At 61.7% G+C, this 21,902-nt stretch carries 21 protein-coding genes and 1 pseudogene; 13 read left to right on the forward strand and 9 right to left on the reverse strand.

Annotation, left to right across the window (positions count from 1 at the left end; translation table 11 throughout):
- Positions 1 to 2: 2 nt before the first annotated feature.
- From KGA89_RS09030 to coaBC, 3 genes and pseudogenes are all read right to left on the reverse strand, one after another.
- Positions 3 to 1,406: pseudogene (locus tag KGA89_RS09030) on the reverse strand (phosphomannomutase/phosphoglucomutase); the annotation flags it as partial.
- 251 nt (positions 1,407 to 1,657) lie between these two features.
- Complete coding sequence (gene dut / locus KGA89_RS09035) at positions 1,658 to 2,113, reverse strand: dUTP diphosphatase (protein ID WP_003206867.1); 456 nt, start codon at positions 2,111 to 2,113, stop codon at positions 1,658 to 1,660.
- 4 nt (positions 2,114 to 2,117) lie between these two features.
- The gene (gene coaBC / locus KGA89_RS09040) at positions 2,118 to 3,326 is read right to left on the reverse strand and encodes a bifunctional phosphopantothenoylcysteine decarboxylase/phosphopantothenate--cysteine ligase CoaBC (RefSeq protein WP_223471325.1); all 1,209 of its coding nucleotides are present in this window, start codon (positions 3,324 to 3,326) and stop codon (positions 2,118 to 2,120) included.
- Positions 3,327 to 3,470: 144 nt separating this feature from the next.
- Here coaBC and radC point away from each other — a divergent pair, with 144 nt between their 5' ends.
- On the forward strand, positions 3,471 to 4,145 hold the full coding sequence (gene radC, locus KGA89_RS09045; protein ID WP_214510116.1) for a RadC family protein: 675 nt from the start codon (positions 3,471 to 3,473) through the stop codon (positions 4,143 to 4,145).
- Between the two features lie 68 nt (positions 4,146 to 4,213).
- Here the strand turns inward: radC and KGA89_RS09050 are convergent, their stop codons facing one another.
- Positions 4,214 to 5,800 carry an ABC transporter substrate-binding protein gene (locus KGA89_RS09050; protein ID WP_223471328.1) on the reverse strand — a complete coding sequence of 529 codons (1,587 nt, stop codon included), beginning with the start codon at positions 5,798 to 5,800 and terminating at the stop codon, positions 4,214 to 4,216.
- Between the two features lie 437 nt (positions 5,801 to 6,237).
- On the opposite strand from KGA89_RS09050, the gene rpmB reads away from it, so the two are divergent.
- Complete coding sequence (gene rpmB, locus KGA89_RS09055; RefSeq protein ID WP_003177273.1) at positions 6,238 to 6,471, forward strand: 50S ribosomal protein L28; 234 nt, start codon at positions 6,238 to 6,240, stop codon at positions 6,469 to 6,471.
- 11 nt (positions 6,472 to 6,482) lie between these two features.
- Positions 6,483 to 6,638, forward strand: a complete 156-nt coding sequence (gene rpmG, locus KGA89_RS09060; protein WP_003177274.1) for a 50S ribosomal protein L33 — start codon at positions 6,483 to 6,485, stop codon at positions 6,636 to 6,638.
- 90 nt (positions 6,639 to 6,728) lie between these two features.
- Here the strand turns inward: rpmG and KGA89_RS09065 are convergent, their stop codons facing one another.
- Positions 6,729 to 7,091 carry a cupin domain-containing protein gene (locus KGA89_RS09065; protein ID WP_003206861.1) on the reverse strand — a complete coding sequence of 121 codons (363 nt, stop codon included), beginning with the start codon at positions 7,089 to 7,091 and terminating at the stop codon, positions 6,729 to 6,731.
- Between the two features lie 234 nt (positions 7,092 to 7,325).
- Between KGA89_RS09065 and KGA89_RS09070 the strand changes: the two genes are divergently transcribed.
- Together KGA89_RS09070 and KGA89_RS09075 are read left to right on the forward strand one after the other, a co-directional pair.
- Positions 7,326 to 8,819, forward strand: a complete 1,494-nt coding sequence (locus tag KGA89_RS09070; protein WP_003206859.1) for an aldehyde dehydrogenase — start codon at positions 7,326 to 7,328, stop codon at positions 8,817 to 8,819.
- 190 nt (positions 8,820 to 9,009) lie between these two features.
- Positions 9,010 to 10,152 (forward strand): MFS transporter, encoded by a 1,143-nt coding sequence (locus KGA89_RS09075; RefSeq protein WP_053163620.1) that lies wholly within the window; start codon positions 9,010 to 9,012, stop codon positions 10,150 to 10,152.
- A 13-nt stretch (positions 10,153 to 10,165) separates the two neighbouring features.
- Here KGA89_RS09075 and KGA89_RS09080 read toward each other — a convergent pair whose 3' ends face one another.
- On the reverse strand, positions 10,166 to 11,731 hold the full coding sequence (locus tag KGA89_RS09080) for a phospholipase D family protein (protein ID WP_223471330.1): 1,566 nt from the start codon (positions 11,729 to 11,731) through the stop codon (positions 10,166 to 10,168).
- Positions 11,732 to 11,792: 61 nt separating this feature from the next.
- Positions 11,793 to 13,226 (reverse strand): PLP-dependent aminotransferase family protein, encoded by a 1,434-nt coding sequence (locus KGA89_RS09085; RefSeq protein ID WP_053163615.1) that lies wholly within the window; start codon positions 13,224 to 13,226, stop codon positions 11,793 to 11,795.
- 179 nt (positions 13,227 to 13,405) lie between these two features.
- On the opposite strand from KGA89_RS09085, the gene KGA89_RS09090 reads away from it, so the two are divergent.
- Complete coding sequence (locus tag KGA89_RS09090) at positions 13,406 to 13,651, forward strand: DUF1127 domain-containing protein (RefSeq protein WP_223471332.1); 246 nt, start codon at positions 13,406 to 13,408, stop codon at positions 13,649 to 13,651.
- A 113-nt stretch (positions 13,652 to 13,764) separates the two neighbouring features.
- Here the strand turns inward: KGA89_RS09090 and KGA89_RS09095 are convergent, their stop codons facing one another.
- Entirely contained in the window at positions 13,765 to 15,078 is a 1,314-nt protein-coding gene (locus KGA89_RS09095) for an NAD(P)/FAD-dependent oxidoreductase (RefSeq protein ID WP_223471334.1), read from the reverse strand.
- Between the two features lie 145 nt (positions 15,079 to 15,223).
- Here KGA89_RS09095 and KGA89_RS09100 point away from each other — a divergent pair, with 145 nt between their 5' ends.
- On the forward strand, positions 15,224 to 15,577 hold the full coding sequence (locus tag KGA89_RS09100; protein WP_092442997.1) for a YkgJ family cysteine cluster protein: 354 nt from the start codon (positions 15,224 to 15,226) through the stop codon (positions 15,575 to 15,577).
- Between the two features lie 152 nt (positions 15,578 to 15,729).
- Here the strand turns inward: KGA89_RS09100 and KGA89_RS09105 are convergent, their stop codons facing one another.
- Positions 15,730 to 16,218, reverse strand: coding sequence for an Lrp/AsnC ligand binding domain-containing protein (locus tag KGA89_RS09105; RefSeq protein ID WP_003206849.1), 489 nt, complete (start codon positions 16,216 to 16,218; stop codon positions 15,730 to 15,732).
- Between the two features lie 155 nt (positions 16,219 to 16,373).
- On the opposite strand from KGA89_RS09105, the gene dadA reads away from it, so the two are divergent.
- The 6 genes from dadA to KGA89_RS09135 form a co-directional block, all read left to right on the forward strand.
- A complete protein-coding gene (dadA, locus tag KGA89_RS09110; protein ID WP_024618128.1) occupies positions 16,374 to 17,678 on the forward strand; it encodes a D-amino acid dehydrogenase in 1,305 nt (434 codons plus the stop codon).
- Entirely contained in the window at positions 17,650 to 18,003 is a 354-nt protein-coding gene (locus tag KGA89_RS09115) for a RidA family protein (RefSeq protein ID WP_003206844.1), read from the forward strand. Before dadA ends, KGA89_RS09115 begins: the two co-directional genes overlap by 29 nt.
- Positions 18,004 to 18,100: 97 nt before the next feature.
- Positions 18,101 to 19,174, forward strand: a complete 1,074-nt coding sequence (gene alr, locus KGA89_RS09120) for an alanine racemase (RefSeq protein ID WP_003206843.1) — start codon at positions 18,101 to 18,103, stop codon at positions 19,172 to 19,174.
- Between the two features lie 128 nt (positions 19,175 to 19,302).
- Positions 19,303 to 19,851, forward strand: a complete 549-nt coding sequence (locus KGA89_RS09125; RefSeq protein WP_003206841.1) for a cupin domain-containing protein — start codon at positions 19,303 to 19,305, stop codon at positions 19,849 to 19,851.
- A gap of 182 nt (positions 19,852 to 20,033) precedes the next feature.
- Entirely contained in the window at positions 20,034 to 20,447 is a 414-nt protein-coding gene (locus KGA89_RS09130; protein ID WP_003206840.1) for a c-type cytochrome, read from the forward strand.
- Between the two features lie 136 nt (positions 20,448 to 20,583).
- On the forward strand, positions 20,584 to 21,902 hold a 1,319-nt coding region (locus tag KGA89_RS09135; protein ID WP_223471336.1), incomplete at its 3' end, for an acetyl-CoA hydrolase/transferase C-terminal domain-containing protein.

Consider the following 21,902-nt stretch of genomic DNA (forward strand, 5'->3'; position numbering starts at 1 on the left):
AATCAAAACGGTAGTTGGAGATCAGGTGCAACACGTTTGAGTTGGGTGTGGAACACATCCTTGATGCGCTGCAGTTCGGCTTCGTTGTCGGCCTCGAAACGCAGTACCAGCACCGGCGTGGTGTTGGATGCGCGAACCAGGCCCCAGCCGTGGGGATAGTCGACCCGCACACCATCGATGGTGGTCAGTTCGGCGCCTTCGCCCCATTGAGCGTCGTGCAGTGCATCAATGATGCTGAATTTGCTCTCTTCGGTCACATGGATATTGATTTCTGGCGTAGAAATATCGTTCGGGAAGGTTGCGAACAGCTCTTCGGCGGTGGATTTCTCTTTGCTGAGGATTTCCAGCAGGCGCGCGGCGCTGTAGATGCCGTCGTCAAAACCGAACCAGCGTTCCTTGAAGAAGATGTGGCCGCTCATTTCGCCGGCCAGCAGGGCGCCGCTCTGTTTCATTTTCTTCTTGATCAACGAGTGACCGGTTTTCCACATCAGTGGACGACCGCCATATTCCTTGATCAGCGGCACCAGGCGACGGGTGCATTTGACGTCGAAAATGATCTCGGCATCCGGGTTGCGCGCCACCACGTCCTTGGCGAACAGCATCAGCAGGCGGTCCGGGAACACCACGCTGCCGGTATTGGTCACTACGCCCACGCGGTCGCCGTCGCCGTCGAAGGCCAGGCCCAGGTCGGCGTTGGTTTCCTTGACCTTGGCGATCAGGTCTTCGAGGTTTTCCAGCTTGCCCGGATCCGGGTGGTGGTTAGGGAAGTTGCCGTCCACGTCGCAGAACAGCGGGATGACTTCGCAGTTCAGGGCTTCGATCAGTTGCGGGGCGATCACGCCAGCCGCGCCGTTGCCGCAATCGACCACCACCTTCAGGCGACGGGCGAGTTTCACGTCCTTGACGATCTCATCGTTGTAGCGTGGAAGGATATCGACCTTGGTCACGCTGCCCTGGCCGCTGCTCAGGTCATTGGTCTTGAGGCGGGTATGCAGGGCCTGGATCTGCTCGTTGGCGAGGGTGTCGCCAGCGATGACGATCTTGAAACCGTTGTAGTTCGACGGGTTGTGGCTGCCGGTGAGCATCACCCCGGACTTGCCGGCCAACACGTTGGCGGCGTAGTACAGCGCCGGGGTCGGCACCAGGCCCACGTCGCTGACGTGGCAGCCACTGTCGGCAACGCCTTTGATCAGTTGTTCGACCAGCTCGGGGCCCGACAAGCGGCCATCACGGCCGACGCACACGTTCGGTTCGCCCTGGGCCAGGCTTTGGGTGCCAATGGCGCGGCCGATCCAGTAGGCGGTTTCGGCTGTGAGGGTTTCCGGTACCACGCCACGGATGTCGTAGGCGCGGAAGATGCTGTCAGGGAAGATCGGGGCGATTGCGGCTGGGGTGTTCATGGGCGGGGCGCTCTATCAGGAAAGTGACTGGACAGGCCGACGGTTAGCATCGGCAGGCTCAAGCTGAAGGGTATGACGGCGTTTTTGACAGAGAGTTCGTGGTGGGAAAGTGCCATGAGACAGCGTTACCCCGGCCTCGCTCGCCTAATACATTGATTCCGGGTGGGAAACCTAGCAGAAAGCCATTGCGCATTTTTTGTCCTGAAACACAAGCTTCACAAACGGGCCGGGCAGGACGCCCGGCCTGTAACCACCGGTCAATGGCTGCCGGAATGCCCGAAACCACCCGCGCCGCGTTGGCTTTCGTCGAATTCTTCGACCAGTTCGAAGTGGGCCTGGACCACCGGCACCAGCACCAACTGCGCGATGCGTTCGCCCACGGCAATGTTGAAGGCCGTTTGGCCGCGGTTCCAGCATGACACCATCAGTTCGCCCTGGTAATCGGAGTCGATCAGGCCCACCAGGTTGCCCAGCACGATGCCGTGCTTATGGCCCAAGCCCGAGCGCGGCAGGATCAGCGCGGCCAGGCCCGGGTCGCCGATGTACACCGACAGACCGGTAGGAATCAACAGGGTCTGGCCCGGCTCCAGGATTGTGTCCTGCTTGAGCATCGCCCGCAGGTCGAGGCCGGCGGAGCCTGGTGTGGCGTATTGCGGCAGCGGGAATTCGTTGCCGATGCGTGGGTCGAGGATCTTGGCTTGTAGGGCGTGCATGACATTAAACCTGGTTCAGACGTTCGGCGATAAAAGTGATCAGCTGGCGGGCAATCTTGCTCTTGCTGGTCTGGGCGAAAAGTGTGGCGTGCAACTGGCGGTCGATCACGCTGCAGGCGTTTTCTTCGCTGTTGAAGCCGATGCTCGGGTTGGCCACGTCGTTGGCGACGATCAAGTCGAGGTTCTTGTCCTTGAGCTTGCGTGCGGCGTAATCGAGCAGGTGTTCGGTCTCGGCGGCAAAGCCGACACTGAACGGGCGGTCGGGGCGGGTGGCGATGCTGGCCAGGATGTCCGGGTTGCGCACCATTTGCAGTAGCAAGCCGTCGCCGCTTGTAGGGTCTTTCTTCAATTTTTGCGGGGCAACGACTTCGGGGCGGTAGTCCGCCACCGCCGCCGAGGCGATGAACAGGTCGCAGGGGATAGCTGCTTCGCAGGCCGCGAGCATGTCCCGGGCGCTGACCACATCGATTCGCGTGACCCGGTCCGGCGTCGGCAGGTGCACGGGACCGGTGATCAGCGTCACCCGGGCGCCGGCTTCCACGGCGGCTTCGGCCAGGGCGAAGCCCATTTTTCCGGAGCTGTGGTTGGTGATGTAGCGCACCGGGTCGATGTTTTCCTGGGTCGGTCCGGCGGTGATCAGCACGTGCTTGCCGGTCAGGGCCTGGTGCTGGAAGCAGTCGGCGGCGCACTGGGCCAGGTCGGTGGCTTCGAGCATGCGGCCCATGCCGACATCGCCGCAGGCCTGGCTCCCGGAGGCCGGACCGAAGACTTTCAGGGCGCGGCTTTCGAGCAATTGCAGGTTGGCCTGGGTGGCCGGGTCGCGCCACATGGCCTGGTTCATGGCCGGCGCCACGGCGACCACCGCGTCGGTGGCGAGCACCAGGGTGGTCAGGAGGTCGTCGGCGATACCTTGGGCCAAACGGGCGATCAGGTCGGCCGTGGCCGGGGCGATCAGTACCAGGTCGGCCCACTTGGCCAGTTCGATATGACCCATGGCGGCTTCGGCCGCCGGGTCGAGCAAATCCAGGTGGACCGGGTGCCCGGACAGGGCTTGCATGGTCAGCGGGGTAATGAACTCGCTGCCACCGCGGGTCATGACGACCCGTACTTCCGCGCCCTGGTCGATAAGCCTGCGAACCAGCTCGGCGCTCTTGTAGGCGGCAATGCCGCCGCCGACGCCCAGAACGATGCGTTTCCGATACAGCCGCTGCATAGGCCTGCCTTTCGATTTCAGTGGTCAGTGCAAGGCGAACCCCTTGGCAGCAGCTGCCAGGGTGCAAATCGCCTGCAAAAAAGATGGGCTACGATATCACAGCGACCGCTACGGAACAGCGGCGCCCACAATCAGGGAGATGCCATGAGTATTCGCGATTGGCCCGCGGCCGAGCGGCCACGGGAGCGGTTATTGGCGCTAGGGGCGGGGAGTCTTTCGGACGCCGAGCTGCTGGCGATTTTTTTACGCACCGGCGTGTCGGGCAAAAGCGCGGTGGATCTGGCGCGACAACTATTGATTCAATTTGGCAGCCTGCGCGCGCTGCTTGAAGCCGATCAGATCACATTCAGTAATCATATGGGGCTCGGGCCGGCGAAGTTTGCCCAGCTGCAAGCGGCTCAGGAAATGAGCCGTCGGCATTTGGCTGAACGGGCACGGGAAAAAACCTCGCTGGAAAGCCCGTTCGCGGTGCGTGAGTACCTGAAATCGATGCTGCGTCACGAACCCCACGAGGTGTTCGGTTGCCTGTTTCTCAATTCCAAGCACCAGGTGCTGACCTTCGAGGCGCTGTTTCGCGGCTCTATCGACAGCGCCAGTGTCCATCCCCGGCAGGTCGTCAAGCGCGCCCTGGCCCACAACGCCGCCGCGTTGATCCTGTGCCACAACCACCCCTCCGGCAACACCGAGCCCAGCCAGGCCGACCGGGTGCTCACTGAGCGGCTTCAGGAGGCGCTGGAGCTGATCGATGTGCGGGTGCTCGACCATTTCATCGTTGGCGATGGGGAGCCGTTGTCGATGGCGGAGCGTGGGTGGATGTAGGCCTGATCAGGCTTGAATAATCCCTTTGCTCCCACAGGCCCCCACAGAAGGGGGCTGTGGGGCTGGGGTTATTTGATGCTGACCTTGGAGTAATCCTGGCGCCCAAACGGGCTCACCGCATAACCCTGCACATCCTTGCGGGTCAGGGCGAACGCGGTTGGGTGCGCCAGGGGCAGCCACAGGGCCTGTTGCTGGATCTGGGCCTGGGCCTGTTCGTAGAGCTTGGCCCGCACGCCCTGTTCGCCGGTGGTCTTGCCGGCGCTGATCAGTTTGTCCAGGTCGGGATTGCAGTAGCGGGCGAAGTTGGTGCCGGACTTGACCGCCGCACAGGAAAACTGTGGCGTGAGGAAGTTGTCCGGGTCGCCGTTGTCGCCGGCCCAACCCATGAACAGCAAATCATGTTCGCCGGCCTTGGCGCGACGGATCAGTTCGCCCCATTCGATCACCCGGATCTCGGCCTGGATGCCAATCTGCGCCAGGTCGGACTGCAGCAGTTGTGCGCCAGCGCTGGGATTGGGGTTCAGCAAGCTGCCGGAAGGGCGGGTCCAGATAGTGGTCTGGAAGCCTTCCTTCAATCCGGCCTTGGCCATCAGGTCGCGGGCTTTGGCCAGGTCATGGGCGTAGCCGGGCAGGTTTTTGGCGTAGCTCCAGGTGTTGGGCGGGTAGGGGCCATTGGCGGCTTCGGCGGTGCCTTCGAAGACGGTCTTCAGGTAGCTGGCCTTGTCGAAGGCCAGGTTGATGGCTTGGCGCACCTCAGGCTTGTCCAGCGGTGGATGCTGGCTGTTGATTGCCACGAACGCGGTCATGAAAGCGTCGGTCTGCTCGACCTTCAGCGTAGGTTCTTGCTTGGCGGCTTGTACGTCCAGCGGCTTGGGCGACAGGGCGATCTGGCATTCGTTGCGGCGCAGTTTCTGCAGGCGCACATTGGCGTCCGGCGTGATGGCGAAGACCAGCGGGTCCACTTGAGGCTTGCCGCCAAAATAGGCGTCGTTGGCCTTGTAGCGAATCGAGGCGTCCTTCTGGAACCGGCTGAAAATGAACGGGCCGGTGCCGATCGGCAGGCTGTTGAGCTTTTCCGGCGTACCGGCCTTCATCAACTGGTCGGCGTATTCGGCCGAATAAATGGAGGCAAAACCCATGCTCAGCGTCGCCAGGAAGGTCGAGTCGGCGTGATCGAGGGTGAAGCGCGCGGTCAGCGGGTCCAGTGCGTCGACTTTCTTGATCAGCGCTGGCAGTTGCATGGACTGGGCGTGGGGGAAGCCGCTTTGCGCCACCTTGTGCCAGGGGTTCGCCGGGTCGAGCATGCGCTCGAAGCTGAACTTCACGTCCTCGGCGGTCAGGTCACGGCGCGGCGTGAAGTAGTCGGTGTGGTGGAACTTGACCTGTGGCCGCAGCTTGAACACATAGGCCAGGCCATCGGTGGAGACTTCCCAGCGCTCGGCCAGGCTCGGGACCACTTTGCCGCTGGCGGTGTCGAAGTCCACCAGGCGGTTCATCAGCACGTCGGCGGAGGCGTTGGTGGTCGTCAGGGAGTTGTACTGGACGACATCGAACCCTTCCGGGCTGGCTTCGGTGCAGACGCTCAGGGCGGCGGCCAAGGCCTGCGGGGTGATCAGCAGAGGGGCGAGCAACAATGGTAGGGCAGCGAGGCGCATGGTCGGTTTCCTGTGCAAGTCGAAGGCCCATCTGCGAGTGCAGTCTGGAAAAGGCCTACCCTAGTGGGCTCGCCGCTAAATGACTATCCCCTTTTTGCATTTTCCGGCACTCTGCGCCGGCGCCTTGATGGACTAAAAAACGCCGCCGGTGAAAAAAACCTGCATGCAGCGACGAGCGGTAAGGGGCTGTGCCAGCCTCTGCCCCCGCCGCCCGGGGCGGTTGGTCGATGATTCGCCATGAAGACAAATCACATCGGCTGTTGTTGCGCTGTGGTCTTTCTGGTATAAAGCAGCGCTCTTTTCTAGGGGCCCGGTTCCTTCACTGTAGGTGTAGCCGGTAAGACCCTTAAAGAAACGCGGCGCCTGGCGCCAAATGACTGAGAGATTAAGCGGCCAACCCATGCCGGGTTGGGCATGTGGTTTTAGAGGGCTGAGGCATGTCGAGAGTCTGTCAAGTTACCGGTAAGGGTCCGGTGACTGGGAATAACATTTCCCACGCAAACAACAAAACCCGTCGTCGTTTCCTGCCGAACCTGCAGCATCACCGCTTCTGGGTTGAAGAAGAGAAACGTTTTGTGCGTCTGCGCGTATCTGCCAAGGGCATGCGTATCATCGACAAGCGTGGCATCAGTGTCGTGCTGGCCGAACTTCGTCGCGATGGCAAGGTTTAAGGGAGCTAATCATGCGTGAATTGATTCGTTTGATCTCGAGCGCCGGTACTGGTCACTTCTACACTACCGACAAGAACAAGCGTACTACCCCGGACAAAATCGAGATCAAGAAATATGATCCGGTTGTTCGCAAGCACGTGATCTACAAGGAAGGCAAAATCAAGTAATTGATTTTTTCCTTCTTACGAAAAAGGCCCGTATCGCGAGATACGGGCCTTTTTTGTTGCCCGTGAGGCCGGCCCAGGCCACACAAGTCCTCAAGCCTTCTGTTCGAACACCACATAAATCTTGCGGCACGGTTCCAACACTTCCCAAGTACCCTTGAACCCCGCTGGAATCACGAAACGGTCACCGGCCCGCAGGGTCTTGGCATTGCCATCGTCGTCCCGAAGCACGGAAACGCCCTGGACGATCTCGCAATACTCATGCTCGGTGTAATTGACCGTCCACTGGCCGACGGCGCCTTCCCATACGCCCGCGTTCATTTGCCCGCAGGGGCTGCTGTAGTGGTTGAACACGGTTTGCTCGGGATCGCCCTTGAACACCTTGGCCGGGTCCGGGCGATAACGTTCGGCGGTGGTATTGGCCTGGCTGAAATCAACGATGTCCTGAATGCTCATGCGGGTGATCCCCAGTGATCGCTTGGAAGGCCTCGAGTCTATGTTTATTAAAACGAACATCGCAAGGTCGTTTGCCAGCGTTGTGTCAAATATATTGAAACATGACCAGCCGCTGGTTTAGGGTGGCGGGTGCCCTATGCCGAAAACGGCGCCGAAACCAGGCTGGTTGGGCAGAATTCTTTTGAGCGCTGCGCACCGCGCGGCGTTCGTACTCAATAAGAGGAGGACACACGCATGACCACCCTGACTCGTGCCGACTGGGAACAACGCGCCCGCGACCTGAAGATCGAAGGCCGCGCCTTCATCAACGGCGAGTACACCGATGCGGTGTCCGGCGAAACCTTCGATTGCCTCAGCCCGGTCGATGGCCGCCTGCTGGGCAAGATCGCCAGCTGTGACGTTGCCGACGCCCAGCGTGCGGTCGAAAACGCCCGTGCCACGTTCAATTCCGGCGTCTGGTCGCGCCTGGCACCGAGCAAGCGCAAAACCACCATGATTCGTTTTGCCGGCCTGCTCAAGCAGCATGCCGAAGAACTGGCGCTGCTCGAAACCCTGGACATGGGCAAGCCGATCAGTGACTCCCTGAACATCGACGTTCCCGGCGCGGCCCAAGCCTTGAGCTGGAGCGGCGAAGCCATCGACAAGCTCTACGACGAAGTGGCGGCCACGCCGCACGACCAGTTGGGCCTGGTAACCCGTGAGCCGGTGGGTGTCGTGGGCGCTATCGTGCCCTGGAACTTCCCGTTGATGATGGCCTGCTGGAAGCTCGGCCCGGCGCTGTCCACCGGTAACTCGGTGGTGCTCAAACCGTCGGAAAAATCCCCGTTGACCGCCATCCGCATCGCCGCACTGGCGATCGAGGCCGGCATTCCGAAAGGCGTGCTGAACGTGCTGCCAGGCTATGGCCACACTGTCGGCAAGGCCCTGGCCCTGCATATGGACGTCGATACGTTGGTGTTCACCGGTTCTACCAAGATCGCCAAGCAACTGATGATCTACTCCGGCGAATCCAACATGAAGCGTATCTGGCTGGAAGCCGGCGGCAAGAGCCCGAACATCGTGTTCGCCGATGCCCCGGACCTGCAAGCCGCCGCCGAATCCGCCGCCAGCGCCATCGCCTTCAATCAGGGCGAAGTCTGCACCGCCGGCTCGCGGCTGTTGGTGGAGCGTTCCATCAAGGATACGTTCCTGCCACTGGTGATCGAAGCCCTCAAGGGCTGGAAGCCAGGTAACCCGCTGGACCCGGCCACCAATGTGGGCGCCCTGGTCGATACCCAGCAGATGAACACCGTGCTGTCCTACATCGAGGCCGGGCACAGCGACGGCGCCAAACTGGTGGCTGGCGGCAAGCGCATCCTTGAGGAAACGGGCGGTACGTACGTCGAGCCGACGATTTTCGATGGCGTGAGCAACGCGATGAAAATCGCCCAGGAGGAGATTTTCGGCCCGGTGTTGTCGGTGATTGCTTTCGACACCGCCGAGCAGGCCATCGAGATCGCCAACGACACGCCGTACGGCCTGGCCGCGGCGGTATGGACCAAGGACATCTCCAAGGCCCACCTGACCGCCAAGGCCCTGCGTGCCGGCAGCGTATGGGTCAACCAGTACGACGGCGGCGACATGACCGCGCCGTTCGGTGGTTTCAAGCAATCGGGCAACGGTCGCGACAAGTCGCTGCATGCGTTCGACAAGTACACCGAGCTGAAGTCGACCTGGATCAAGCTCTGACAATGGGGGCCCCGGATCCTGTCCGGGGTCTCATGCAGCGCTGATCCCCCCTGTGGGAGCGAGCTTGCTCGCGATAGCGGTATGACAGTCGACGACTTTGTTGAATGTTGCGCCGTCATCGCGAGCAAGCTCGCTCCCACAGTGTTTTGGGGGATGGTTGAGATTGATAACCCTCCACAGGAGCGTGGAAATGCGTTGGGCGACCTATTTCGCGGTGTTGGCGTCTGTCCTGAGTGTCGGCCTGGCCTTGGGTGTGAGCATGCCGCTGGTGTCGCTGCGCCTGGAGGGCTGGGGCTATGGCTCGTTCGCCATTGGCGTGATGGCCGCCATGCCGGCCGTGGGGGTGCTGCTCGGGGCCAAGATGTCCAGCCGGCTGGCGGCGCGGTTTGGCACGGCGGTGTTGATGCGCCTGTGCCTGTGGGGCGGCGCGGTCTCCATCGGGTTGCTGGCGCTGTTGCCCAGCTATCCGGTCTGGTTGCTGCTGCGCCTGGTGATTGGCGTGGTCCTGACCCTGGTGTTCATTCTCGGTGAAAGCTGGATCAATCAACTGGTCATTGAGAAATGGCGTGGGCGACTGGTGGCGCTGTACGGCAGCAGCTACGCCCTGAGCCAGTTGTCCGGCCCGCTGCTGCTGGGTGCGCTGGGGACCGATCATGACTATGGGTTCTGGGTGGGTGTCGGTTTGCTGCTGAGCGCACCCTTGCTGTTGCTGGGCCGTAGCGGTGCACCGAGCAGCGAGGCCGGCGGCGTGACGTTTGGCGACTTGTGGACGTTTTGCCGAGGCTTGCCGGCGATTGCCTGGGCGGTCTCGTTGTTCGCCGCGTTCGAGGCCATGATCCTCACGTTGCTGCCGGTGTATTGCCTGCGCCAGGGCTTCACCGCCGACATAGCGCTGGCGATGGTCAGCACCGTGGTGGTCGGTGATGCCCTGTTGCAGTTGCCCATCGGCGCGCTGGCCGATCGCGTGTCTCGCCGGGCGCTGTTGACGGGCTGTGCGGTGGTGCTGATGTTGTCGAGCCTGGCGGTTCCGCTTTTGATCGATACTTTGTTGATCTGGCCGCTGTGGGTGCTGTTCGGCGCCAGTGCTGGCGGTTTGTTCACGTTGTCGCTGATCCTGATCGGCGAGCGTTACCGCGACGATGCGCTGGTGCGGGCCAACGCTCACGTCGCGCAACTGTGGGGCCTTGGTTGCCTGATCGGCCCACTGGCGGCAGGAGCGGGCAGCCAGTGGATCAGCGGGCATGCGCTGCCTCTGTTCATGGCGGCAGGGGCGTTTGGCCTGGTGATCCTGCTGTTGCGCCAAGGAGCATTCGGGACCACCCAAACCGCTTGAACACCCCGCTGGATTACAACATCCGCTCCAACCCGACCGTCGTGCTGAACCAGGCATTGAACCGGCGCCACCAACTGCCCGGTTCGCGGTCCAGGTCGTGCGTCTGGCCGTTGTCTTCGGTGGTCCATACAAGCCTTCCATCCTCCAGCCTGGCCTGATAACTCAGGGCCGGCGCCATGCCCTGCAAGGCCAGGTCGCGCACTTGGCCGGCGAGTTCAGGGCTGTCCACCAGCACGCCGACTTCGGTGTTCCACAGCACCGAGCGCGGGTCGAAATTGAACGAGCCGATGAACGATTTCTGCTGGTCGAAGATGATCGCTTTGCTGTGCAGGCTGGAGTCCGATTGGCCGTAGGACTTGCTGTAGAACAGGTGAGGGCTGCTGCCTTTGTCGCCCGGTTGTCGGCGAAGCTCGAACAGGCGTACACCATGTTGCAGCAGGGCCTTGCGGTACGGCGCATAGCCGCCGTGCACGGCGGGCACGTCGGTGGCTTCCAGGGAGTTGGTCAGCAGGCTCACCGACACGCCGGCATCGGCGCGACTGGTCAGATAGACCAAACCTGGCTGACCGGGGACGAAGTAGGCGGAAATCATGATCAGTTCTTTGCTGACTCCGGTCAGTTCCGGCGCCAATTGCGTGGTCAGCAATAGCTGCGGATCCGGCTCGTCCTTGGCCAGCACCTTGCTGGGCGCGTCCCACAGCGCCTTGTTCCAGGCCCAGATCAACTGGTCGCGCCAGGTGTCCAGGCGCGGTTGGGTCTTGTAGGCGGTCAATTGCTGGTAGAGCGCGTGATTTTCCTTTTGGGTCTGCTCCATGGATTCTTGCAGGCGCAGGCGGCTGTTGGCCAGGTCCTTGGGCGTGGGGCGATGAGACAGGAACTGTTCGATGGGTTTGCTCAGGGCGCTGTTCCAGTACTGGTCGAAGCTGTGCCCCAATTGTTCGGCCACTGGCCCGACACTGAGCAGGTCGATGTCGGTGAAGTTCAGGTTGGGTTCGGCGTCGAAATACTCATCGCCCAGGTTGCGGCCGCCGACGATGGCCATGCTGTTGTCCGCCAGCCACAGTTTGTTGTGCATCCGGCGGTGTTGCTGCGACAGGTTGAGCAGGCGCCCGAGGCTGCGGGTCACGCCGGTGGCGCGTCCCAGGTGCAGCGGGTTGAACAGGCGGATCTGGATCTGCGGATGAGCGGCGAGGGTCGCGATGATCTGATCCTGGCCATCGCTGGTGGTGTCGTCCAGCAGGATCCGTACGCGCACGCCCCGGTCGGCGGCCTTGAGCAATTCATCCACGAGCATCCGCGTGCTGATGCCGTCATGGACAATGTAGTACTGCAAATCCAGGCTGCCTTGGGCGTGGCGAATCAACTCGGCCCGGGCGATGAACGCGTCGGTGCTGTCCGACAGTAGCCGAAAGCCCGAGCGACCTTCATGGGCGGCAGCCTGGGCCTGGACCGAGCGGCCGAACGAAGATTCGGCGGCCGGTAAGACCTGGGAGGGCTCGCGGGTGACATCAAGACTGGCGCAGCCGCTCAGCAGCGAGGCGACTAGCAGCAGCGCAGGCAGGATCGGTCTGGATCTCACGTAGGATCGTTCCGCTTGTTCACGTTGATCGGCTGTTGGGTGCTGCTTCCCTGGGTAAAGTTCAGACGACGTCGCGCTGGGTTTCGTTCAACAGCGCGATAGCGGCGGTTCCGACCTTGCGCACGGCTTCTTCGATCTGGGCCGTTGGCTTGGCAGCGTAGTTCATCCGCAGGCAGTTGCGGTACTTGCCCGATGCCGAAAAGATGCTGCCGACAGCGACCTGCACGCCTTGGTCGAGCAGGACCCGATTGAGCTTCAGCGTGTCGAAACCGTCCGGCAACTCGACCCACAACATGAAGCTGCCCCGCGGGCGACTGGCCCGGGTGCCCGGCGGAAAGTAGCGGCTGACCCAATCGATCATCACGTCGCGATTGCGCTGGTATTGCGTACGCATCCGGCGCAAATGGGGTTCGAAATGCCCACCCTTGAGAAATTCGGCAATGGCGATCTGCGGTTGTGGCGCGGTGGAGCCGGTGCTGATGTATTTCATGTGCAGCGCCCGCTCCAGGTACCGGCCTGGCGCGACCCAGCCAATACGCAGCCCTGGCGCCAGGGTCTTGGAAAAAGAACTGCAGAGCAGGACGCGGCCGTCTTCATCGAAGGACTTGATGGTGCGCGGGCGAGGGTAGGTGTAGGCCAACTCGCCATACACATCATCTTCGATGATCGCCACGTCGAAGCGCTGTGCCAGGGTCAGCAGCGCGCGTTTATTGGCGTCGGGCATGATGTAGCCCAGCGGGTTATTGCAGCTGGGGGTCAACTGTATGGCCTTGATCGGCCATTGCTCCAGCGCCAGTTCCAGTGCATCCAGGCTGATGCCGGTGAGCGGGTCGGTGGGGATTTCCAAAGCCTTCATGCCCAGGCCCTTGAGGGTTTGCATGGCCCCGTGAAAACTGGGTGAGTCCACCGCGACGATATCGCCCTGTTCGCAGGTGGCGCGGATGCTGACCGACAGGGCCTCATGGCAGCCAGTGGTGACGATAAAATCGTTGGGCCCCAGCTGGCAGCCGGAGTCCAGCGACAGCCGGGCGATCTGCTCACGTAGCGCGAGGTTGCCGTAGATGTTGTCGTAATACAGGCCGGGCATGTCTTGTCGGCGGCTGATCTGCGCCAGGCTGCGCAACAGCGGTTTCATGGTCGGCGAATTGATATCCGGCATGCCGCGTCCCAGTTGCACCACGTCCGGACGCGGTACGGCGCGGATCAGCTCCAGCACCTGGTCCCACTGGGAAATATCCACTGGGCGCTGGGCCGGACGGCCTACCACCGGCAGGTCCGGCAGTTCGCGGCCCACGGGTACGAAATAGCCGGACTTGGGTCTCGGCATCGCCAGCCCACTGTCTTCCAGCACGCGGTAGGCCTGCTGCACGGTACTCAAGCTGACCCCATGTTCCGTGCTCAATGCCCGCACTGATGGCAGCCGGTCGCCGGGGCGGTAGAAGCCCTGTTCGATGCGGGTACCGAGCAATTCGGCGAGGTTCACGTAGAGGGTCATGGTGCGCTCCCGATGAGATGGATCACTGCAACCGATACAGTTGGGGTGGAAAATGACAATTCAGTGCCGGAAATACCGAGTCTGTATGCTTATAAAAAAAATTAGTTGAATCTGTATTGCTTTTGACCGTCCGCGCATCATGAAACCTCTGGCTACCCAAGTAAACAGGAGCGATCAAAATGAACGGCTTGAGCGATGTGCGGCTGACGTTACACAGTCAGGAACTGGCGATAGGGCAGGAGAAGGGGCTGCGTAGTGCGATGTTGCGCAATCCGCTGTCCGGCCTGAGCCGTTGGGCCCTGTTCTGGCATCGTCTGCATACACGCCAAGCCTTGTTGGAACTTACACCCGAACAGTTGCGTGATATCGGGCTGACTCGGCAGCAGGCGTTGGAGGAGGGGCTCAGGCCGTTCTGGCGGCTTTGAAGTGGTGCCGGCCCTGAGACGGCTATCGCGGGCAAGCCTTGCTCCCACAGATTGAAATGGCCTGTGGGAGCAAGGCTTGCCCGCGATAGCGTTGTCAGTCGTGGTGAATTCTTTTAAACCAACTCTTTCAACCGATGCCACAACATCCCCAGCGCCAACAGCGGCGAGCGCAGGTGCTTGCCGCCAGGGAAGGTCATGTGCGGGACCTGGGCGAACAGATCGAAGCCGCTGCTGTGCTGCCCGCTGATGGCTTCGGCCAACAATTTGCCAGCCAGGTGCGTGGCATTCACCCCATGGCCGGAATAGGCCTGGGCGTAATACACATTAGGCTGATCCTTGAGCCGGCCGATCTGCGGTAAACGGTTGGCGCCGATGCCAATCATCCCGCCCCATTGATAATCGATTGTCACATCTGCCAGTTGTGGGAAGACCTTGAGCATCTTCGGCCGCATGTACGCGCCGATATCCTGTGGGTCGCGGCCGGAATAGTGACAGGCCCCACCAAACAGCAAGCGTCGATCCGCCGAAAGCCGGTAGTAATCCAGCGCCACACGTTGATCGCAGACCGCCATGTTCTGTGGCAACAACGCCTGCGCCTGGGCCTGGCTCAAGGGTTCGGTGGCGATGATGTAGCTGCCGGCCGGCAGCACTTTGCCGCCCAGTTGCGGATTGAGTCCATTGAGGTAAGCGTTGCAGCCGAGCACCAGCGTCTTGGCGCGGACTGAGCCCTGTTGGGTGTGCACCTTCACTTCAGGGCCGTAGTCGATACGTGTGACCGCTGATTGCTCGAACAGCCTGACCCCCAGCTGTTGCGCGGCGGCGGCTTCACCCAGGGCCAGGTTCAGCGGATGCAGATGCCCCGAGCCCATGTCGATCAACCCACCGACGTAGCGATCCGAACCCACGACGCTGTGCATTTCGTTGGCTTGCAGCAGTCGGGTCGGATGGCGATAACCCAGGCTGCGCAGTTCTTCGGCGTCTTCGGCGAAGTCCTCCAGGTCGCTGGGCTTGTTGGCGAGGTCGCAGTAACCCCAGGTGAGGTCGCACGGGATCTGGAAACGCTCGACGCGCTGTCGGACGATTTCCACGGCCTCAAGGCCCATGAGCTTCATCTGGCGCACGCCGTCGGCGCCGATGATCGGCGCAAACTGATCGAGGCCATGGCCGACGCCACGAATCAATTGGCCGCCGTTGCGCCCGCTGGCGCCCCAGCCGATCCGGTGCGCTTCCAGCAGCACCACGCTCATGCCGCGCTCGGCCAGTTCGATCGCCGTGTTCAACCCGGAGAACCCGCCGCCGACCACGCAGACATCCGCCAGCAATTCACCCTGCAGCAGCGGATGGTCCGGTTGCGGCAGGCTGCTGGCGGCGTAATAAGAGGCGGCGTGCGCGTGGCTCGGGACAGGTTGCTGAACACGGGCGTTCATGTGCGTAATCCTGATTTTTGTGTTTGAGAAATTTTACGGAGCATAAGCTGGCGATTCCTTACTGGGCAACACCGGTCGGCTGGCGCTGTCTGGTGCGCGGCTTTTAAGGCAGAATCCTGGACCGTCTCCTTCGGTAACCGCCTCGATGAGCTGCAACAGTCAAAAAATTCGCACGCTACGCCAGCAGATTCCCTCATTCGAGTGCGTACCCGGCTGCCATGACTGCTGTGGTCCGGTGACCACTTCGCCGGAGGAAATGGCCCGCTTGCCCCGCAAGACCCGGGCCGAACAGGACGCGGCCATGGACGCACTCGACTGCGTGCACCTGGGGCCCGACGGTTGCACCGTCTACGACGAGCGCCCGCTGATCTGCCGGTTGTTCGGCACCACCGCGACCTTGCCGTGTCCCAATGGCCGGCGGCCGGTGGAATTGATCCATCCGCGGGTCGAGAAGCAGATTCATGAGTACATGGCCAGCACTCGCCAGGTGTTGGTCTAGCAGGCAGGGATACCGAGTCGCGGTCTTCGCGAGCAAGCTCGCTCCCACAATGGATCTCCGTTGCTCACAAGAGTGTATCCACCTCTGACCGGTGTGGGAGCGAGCTTGCTCGCGAAAGCGTCCGTCCAGACAACCATTGCCTTGAGCCAGGCTCAATCCGGAATTGGCAGGTTCAAGCTCTCCTTCACCTCTTCCATCACGATGTAGCTCTTGGATTCGCGCACATGGGGCAGCTTGAGCAGGATGTCGCCCAGCAGCTTGCGGTACGAAGCCATCTCGGAAATCCGTGCTTTCACCAGATAGTCGAAGTCCCCTGACACCAGGTGACATTCCAGCACGTGAGGCAGTTTCAGCACGGCGCGTCGGAACTCTTCGAACGTGTCGCCGGATTTGTAGTCGAGACTGATCTCGACAAACACCAGCAGGCTACCCTTCAAGTGCTGCGGATTGAGCCGGGCGTTGTAGCCCATGATGATGCCCTCGCGCTCCAGGCGCCGTACCCGCTCGGTGCAGGGCGTGGTGGAGAGGCCGACCTTTTCCCCCAGCTCGGTGAAGGAGATGCGTCCGTCCGCCTGGAGAATGCGCAGGATATTGCGGTCGATCTTGTCCAGCTCACGTTTGGTCTGGGTGTTGGTACGCACAGGTGATGCGCCTCCGTGAAAAGGGTTTTTGCCGAGAATTCTCGCCAAATATAGGCGTTTATATAGTGAAAAGCACTGGCTGATCTTTTTTACACTGCGACCATCAAAGCTATGTACAACAAACGTCAGCGGTTATCCGCGATGAGGGCATCAACATGCGCGTTCTGGTCTTGGGTAGCGGCGTCATCGGCACCGTCAGTGCTTATTATCTGGCCCGTGCCGGGTTTGAAGTGGTGGTGGTCGACCGTCAGCCAGCGCCTGCCATGGAAACCAGTTTCGCCAACGCCGGCCAAGTGTCGCCGGGTTATGCCTCGCCGTGGGCCGCACCGGGTGTACCGCTCAAGGCCATCAAGTGGCTGCTGCAGCGCCACGCGCCGCTGGCGATCAAGGCCACTGCCGACATTGACCAATACCTGTGGATGGCACAGATGCTGCGCAACTGCACCGCCAGCCGCTATGCGATCAACAAGGAACGCATGGTGCGCCTGTCCGAGTACAGCCGTGACTGCCTCGACGAGCTGCGCGCCGAAACCGGCATTGCCTACGAAGGCCGTAGCCTGGGGACCACCCAGCTGTTCCGCACCCAGGCCCAGCTCGATGGCGCGGCAAAAGACATCGCCGTGCTGAAAGAGTCGGGTGTGCCGTTCGAAGTACTCGACCGCGAGGGCATTGCCCGGGTTGAGCCGGCCCTGGCAAATGTCACCGACATCCTGGCCGGCGCCCTGCGCCTGCCCAACGACCAGACCGGCGACTGCCAGATGTTTACCACGCGCCTGGCGGAAATGGCCGAGAAGCTCGGTGTGCAATTCCGCTTCGGCCAGGATATCCAGCGCCTGGACTTCGCCGGTGATCGCATCAACGGTGTCTGGATCGACGGCAAGCTGGAAACCGCCGACCGCTACGTCCTCGCCCTGGGCAGCTATTCACCGCAACTGCTCAAGCCTCTCGGGATCCGTGCACCGGTGTATCCGCTCAAGGGCTACTCCCTGACCGTGCCGATCACCAATCCGGCGATGGCGCCGACTTCGACCATTCTCGACGAAACCTACAAGGTCGCGATCACCCGCTTCGACAACCGTATTCGGGTGGGTGGCATGGCGGAAATCGCCGGTTTTGACCTGTCCCTCAACCCGCGCCGGCGCGAAACCCTGGAGATGATCGTCAACGACCTTTATCCTCAGGGCGGCGACCTGGCCCAGGCCAGTTTTTGGACCGGCTTGCGCCCGACTACCCCGGATGGCACACCAATCGTGGGGGCCACGCCCTTCAAGAATCTGTTCCTGAACACCGGCCATGGCACCCTCGGATGGACCATGGCCTGCGGTTCCGGTCGCCTGTTGGCCGACCTGATGGCGAAGAAAAAGCCGCAGATCAGCGCCGAAGGCCTCGATATTTCCCGTTATGGCAGCAAACACCAGGAGTCTGCAAAACATGTCAATCCAGCGCCAGCTCACCAATGACCGCATGAGCCAGGTTGTCGTGCACAACGGCACCGTTTACCTGGCCGGACAGGTCGGCGACGACATGAACGCCGGTATTGAACAGCAGACCCGCGAAAGCCTGGCCAATATCGAGCGCTTGCTGGACCTGGCCGGAACCGACAAGAATCGTTTGTTATCGGTGACGATCTACTTGAAGGACATCGAGGCCCACTTCGAAGGCATGAACGCCGTCTGGGACAAATGGTTGCCCAAGGGTGTCGCCCCGGCCCGTGCCACGGTGGAAGCCAAGCTGTGCGAACCGGAGATCCTGGTGGAGCTGTCCGTCGTGGCCGCGTTGCCTTAAATACCGGCCCAAACGATCCCTCTCCCGGTGCTGTTGGTGGTTCATGCTGTCAGCCAGCACCGGTTTTTTATTCATGACCGCCTAGAAGCCTGCCGCCATGCGTCCTGCCCGTGCCCTGATCGATCTCCAAGCCCTGCGTCACAACTACCAATTGGCCCGCGAAATCACGGGGGCCAAGGCCCTTGCGGTGATCAAGGCCGATGCCTACGGGCACGGCGCGGTGCGTTGCGCCGAGGCGCTGCAGGACACGGCGGACGGGTTCGCCGTGGCCTGCATCGAAGAAGCCCTGGAACTGCGGGCTGGTGGGATCCGAGGGCCGATCCTGCTGCTGGAGGGTTTTTTCGAGGCCAGTGAGTTGCCGTTGATCGTCGAGCACGATTTCTGGTGCGTGGTGCATTCGTTGTGGCAGCTCGAAGCGATTGAAAAAGCCGCATTGAGCCAGCCGATCACGGTCTGGCTCAAGCTCGATTCCGGTATGCACCGGGTCGGCCTGCATCCGGCGGATTACCAGGCGGCCTACCGTCGCCTGCTCGCCAGCGGCAAGGTGGCGAAGATTGTCTTGATGAGCCACTTCGCCCGTGCCGATGAACTGCACGATCCCAGCAGCACTGAGCAACTGGCGATATTCGACAAGGCCCGCCAGGGCCTGGTGGCGCAGATCAGCCTGCGCAACTCACCGGCCGTGCTGGGTTGGCCGCAGATACCCAGCGACTGGGTGCGCCCGGGCATCATGCTCTACGGGGCCACGCCCTTTGATGAGCCCAACGCCGTCGCCTCGCGCCTGCAACCGGTGATGACCCTGGAGTCGAAGATCATCTGCGTGCGTGAATTGCCCGCTGGCGAACCGGTGGGCTACGGTGCCCGTTTTGTGACCACGCAACCGACCCGGGTCGGCGTGGTCGCCATGGGGTATGCCGACGGCTACCCACGCCAGGCGCCCACCGGTACACCGGTGCTGGTGGATGGGCAGCGCAGCCAACTGGTCGGACGGGTGTCGATGGACATGCTGTGTGTCGACTTGACCAATGTCCCCCAGGCCGGGCTCGGCTCGACCGTGGAGTTGTGGGGCAAGAACATCCTTGCCAGCGACGTTGCCAAGGCCGCCGACACGATCCCTTATCAGATTTTCTGCAACCTGCGGCGGGTGCCACGGCTCTATTCCGGGCATTGACGCGCGGTGTCAGCTACCGAAAGTCGCTTCACCGAACAGGATTCGGGTCAAAGTGTTGTAAATACTGAACGCTGTCGCCATGATAACGCTCACTTTCCTCACAACCTGATTCCCTGGAGGCTCCAGCATTGGACGTCGGTGAACGACTGCAATCCATTCGTAAACTCAAAGGCCTTTCCCAGCGTGAGCTCGCCAAGCGCGCGGGCGTCACCAACAGCACTATTTCGATGATCGAGAAGAACAGCGTCAGCCCCTCGATCAGCTCGCTGCGTAAGGTCCTTGGCGGGATTCCCATGTCCATGGTCGAGTTTTTCTCCGAAGAAATCCTTCAGGAGAAACCGACTCAGATCGTCTATAAAGCCAACGAACTGATCGACATCTCCGACGGCGCCGTGACCATGAAGCTGGTGGGCAGGGCGCACCCGAGCCGGGCGATTGCCTTCCTCAACGAAATCTATCCGCCTGGCGCCGACACCGGTGAAGAGATGCTCACCCATGAGGGCGAGGAAACCGGGATCCTGGTGGAAGGGCGGCTGGAACTGGTGGTCGGTGTCGAAACCTTCGTGCTCGAAGCCGGCGACAGCTACTATTTCGAAAGCACCAAGCCCCACCGTTTCCGTAATCCGTTCGACGTGCCGGCGCGACTGATCAGCGCAGCCACACCGGCCAATTTCTAGAAAAAGCGGCGCCGGCCCGTACGGCAAAGGCGCCCAGGAAAGGAACCGTCATTGCAAACAAGACCCTTGCGACTTTGGGGTTGTTTCAGTGTGACGGGCTTACCGCTATACTTGCGCCCGCCTGCAAACCGTGGCCGCAGGCGTGACTAGCCACCATTGAGGGTGTACGCGTGAACCTAATTATGAAAATGCTGGCTGCACCAGCAACCGTATTGGCCCTATGGGCAGTCAGTGCCCAAGCGGCGACCACCGACGAAATCGCCAAGCGCCTCGAACCCGTTGGCCAGGTCTGCGTCCAGGGGAAAGAATGCAAAGGCATGGAAGTTGCCACTGCCGCTGGCGGCGCGGGTGGTGCCAAGAAGCCGGCTGACGTGATTGCAAAGCATTGCAACGCTTGCCACGGTACAGGCCTGCTGGGTGCGCCGAAAATCGGTGACAAGGCGGCTTGGAAAGAGCGCGCCGATCACCAGGGCGGCCTCGACGGCATCCTGGCCAAGGCTATTACCGGCATCAATTCCATGCCGCCTAAAGGCACTTGTGCCGATTGCTCGGATGACGACCTCAAGGGCGCCATCAAAGAGATGTCCGGCCTGTAATACGCCGATATCTTGCGCAAAAAAGCCGCTTACGAGCGGCTTTTTTGTGCCTGGGGTTTTTCCAGGGCTGTTCATCGCAACCAAGACGCGGCAAGCTCGGTCCAACCCACATTCATGGAATGTCCAGGAGGGTCCGATGGTGCAGTTGTGTTCAATCGAACAGGCGGTGGATGACGTGCTCGAGCGCCTGCCCGCGCATATTCACCTTGGCATGCCCCTGGGGCTGGGCAAACCCAACCTGTTCGCCAACGCGCTGTACCGGCGCATTGCACAATTGCCCGAGCGACAGCTGACCATCTACACGGCCCTGAGCCTGGGCCGACCTAAACTGGGCGATGGTCTGCAGAAGCGCTTCCTCGAGCCCTTTGTCGAACGGGTCTTCGGCGACTATCCCGAACTGGATTACCTGGCCGACCTGCACCAGGACAGCCTGCCGCCCAACATTCGGGTCGAGCAGTTCTTCATGCAGCCCGGCAGCCTGCTGCACAGTGCCTCGGCCCAGCAGAACTATGTCAGCAGCAACTACAGCCATGCCGCCCGGGACATCAACGCCGCCGGCTTGAATCTGGTGGCGCAACTGGTGGCGAGCGATCCTGAGCATCCGGATCGCCTGAGCCTGAGCTGCAACCCGGACATCACCCTCGACCTGCTGCCGATGATCGCCAAGCGGCGGGCGGCCGGGGAGACCATCCTCCTGGTCGGCCAGGTGCACAACGATTTGCCCTACATGCCCGGCGACGCGGAAGTCGGCATCGACGCTTTCGACCTGTTGATCGACGAGAAGGACAGCCACACGTTGTTTTCCACGCCGAACATGCCGGTGGGGTTCCAGGATCATCTGATCGGCCTGCACGCCAGTACCCTGGTGCGCGACGGCGGGACGCTGCAGATCGGCATCGGCGCCATGGGCGATGCGCTGACGGCGGCGCTGCTCGCACGCCAGGCCGATAACGCCGGTTACCAGGCGTTGCTGGCGGACCTGAACCTTAGCCAGTGGGCGCAACTGATCGAGCGTGAAGGTGGGGTCGAGCCGTTTGCCAAAGGGCTGTACGGTTGCAGTGAGATGTTCGTCAACGGTTTGCTGGTGCTGGCCGAGGCCGGAATCATCCGGCGTAAGGTCTACCCCGACGTTCCGACCCAGGAGCGGGCCAACGCCGGCACCCTCGACGAGGCGGCGCAACCCGACGGCATCTGCATACACGGCGGATTCTTCCTCGGGCCGCGCAGTTTTTATGAGCGCCTGCGCGAGTTGCCGCAAAGCCGCCTTCTCGAATTCAACATGACGCGCATCAGTTACATCAACGAGCTGTACGGCCAGGAACAGCTCAAGCGCCTGCAGCGCCTCGACGCCCGCTTCATCAACACGGTCTTCACCATGACCCTGATGGGGGCCGGGGTGGCCGATCAACTGGAAGACGGGCGGGTGCTCAGCGGCGTGGGCGGGCAGTACAACTT

The organism is Pseudomonas sp. A-RE-22, assembly GCF_019956035.1.
GTDB lineage: Bacteria > Pseudomonadota > Gammaproteobacteria > Pseudomonadales > Pseudomonadaceae > Aquipseudomonas > Aquipseudomonas brassicacearum.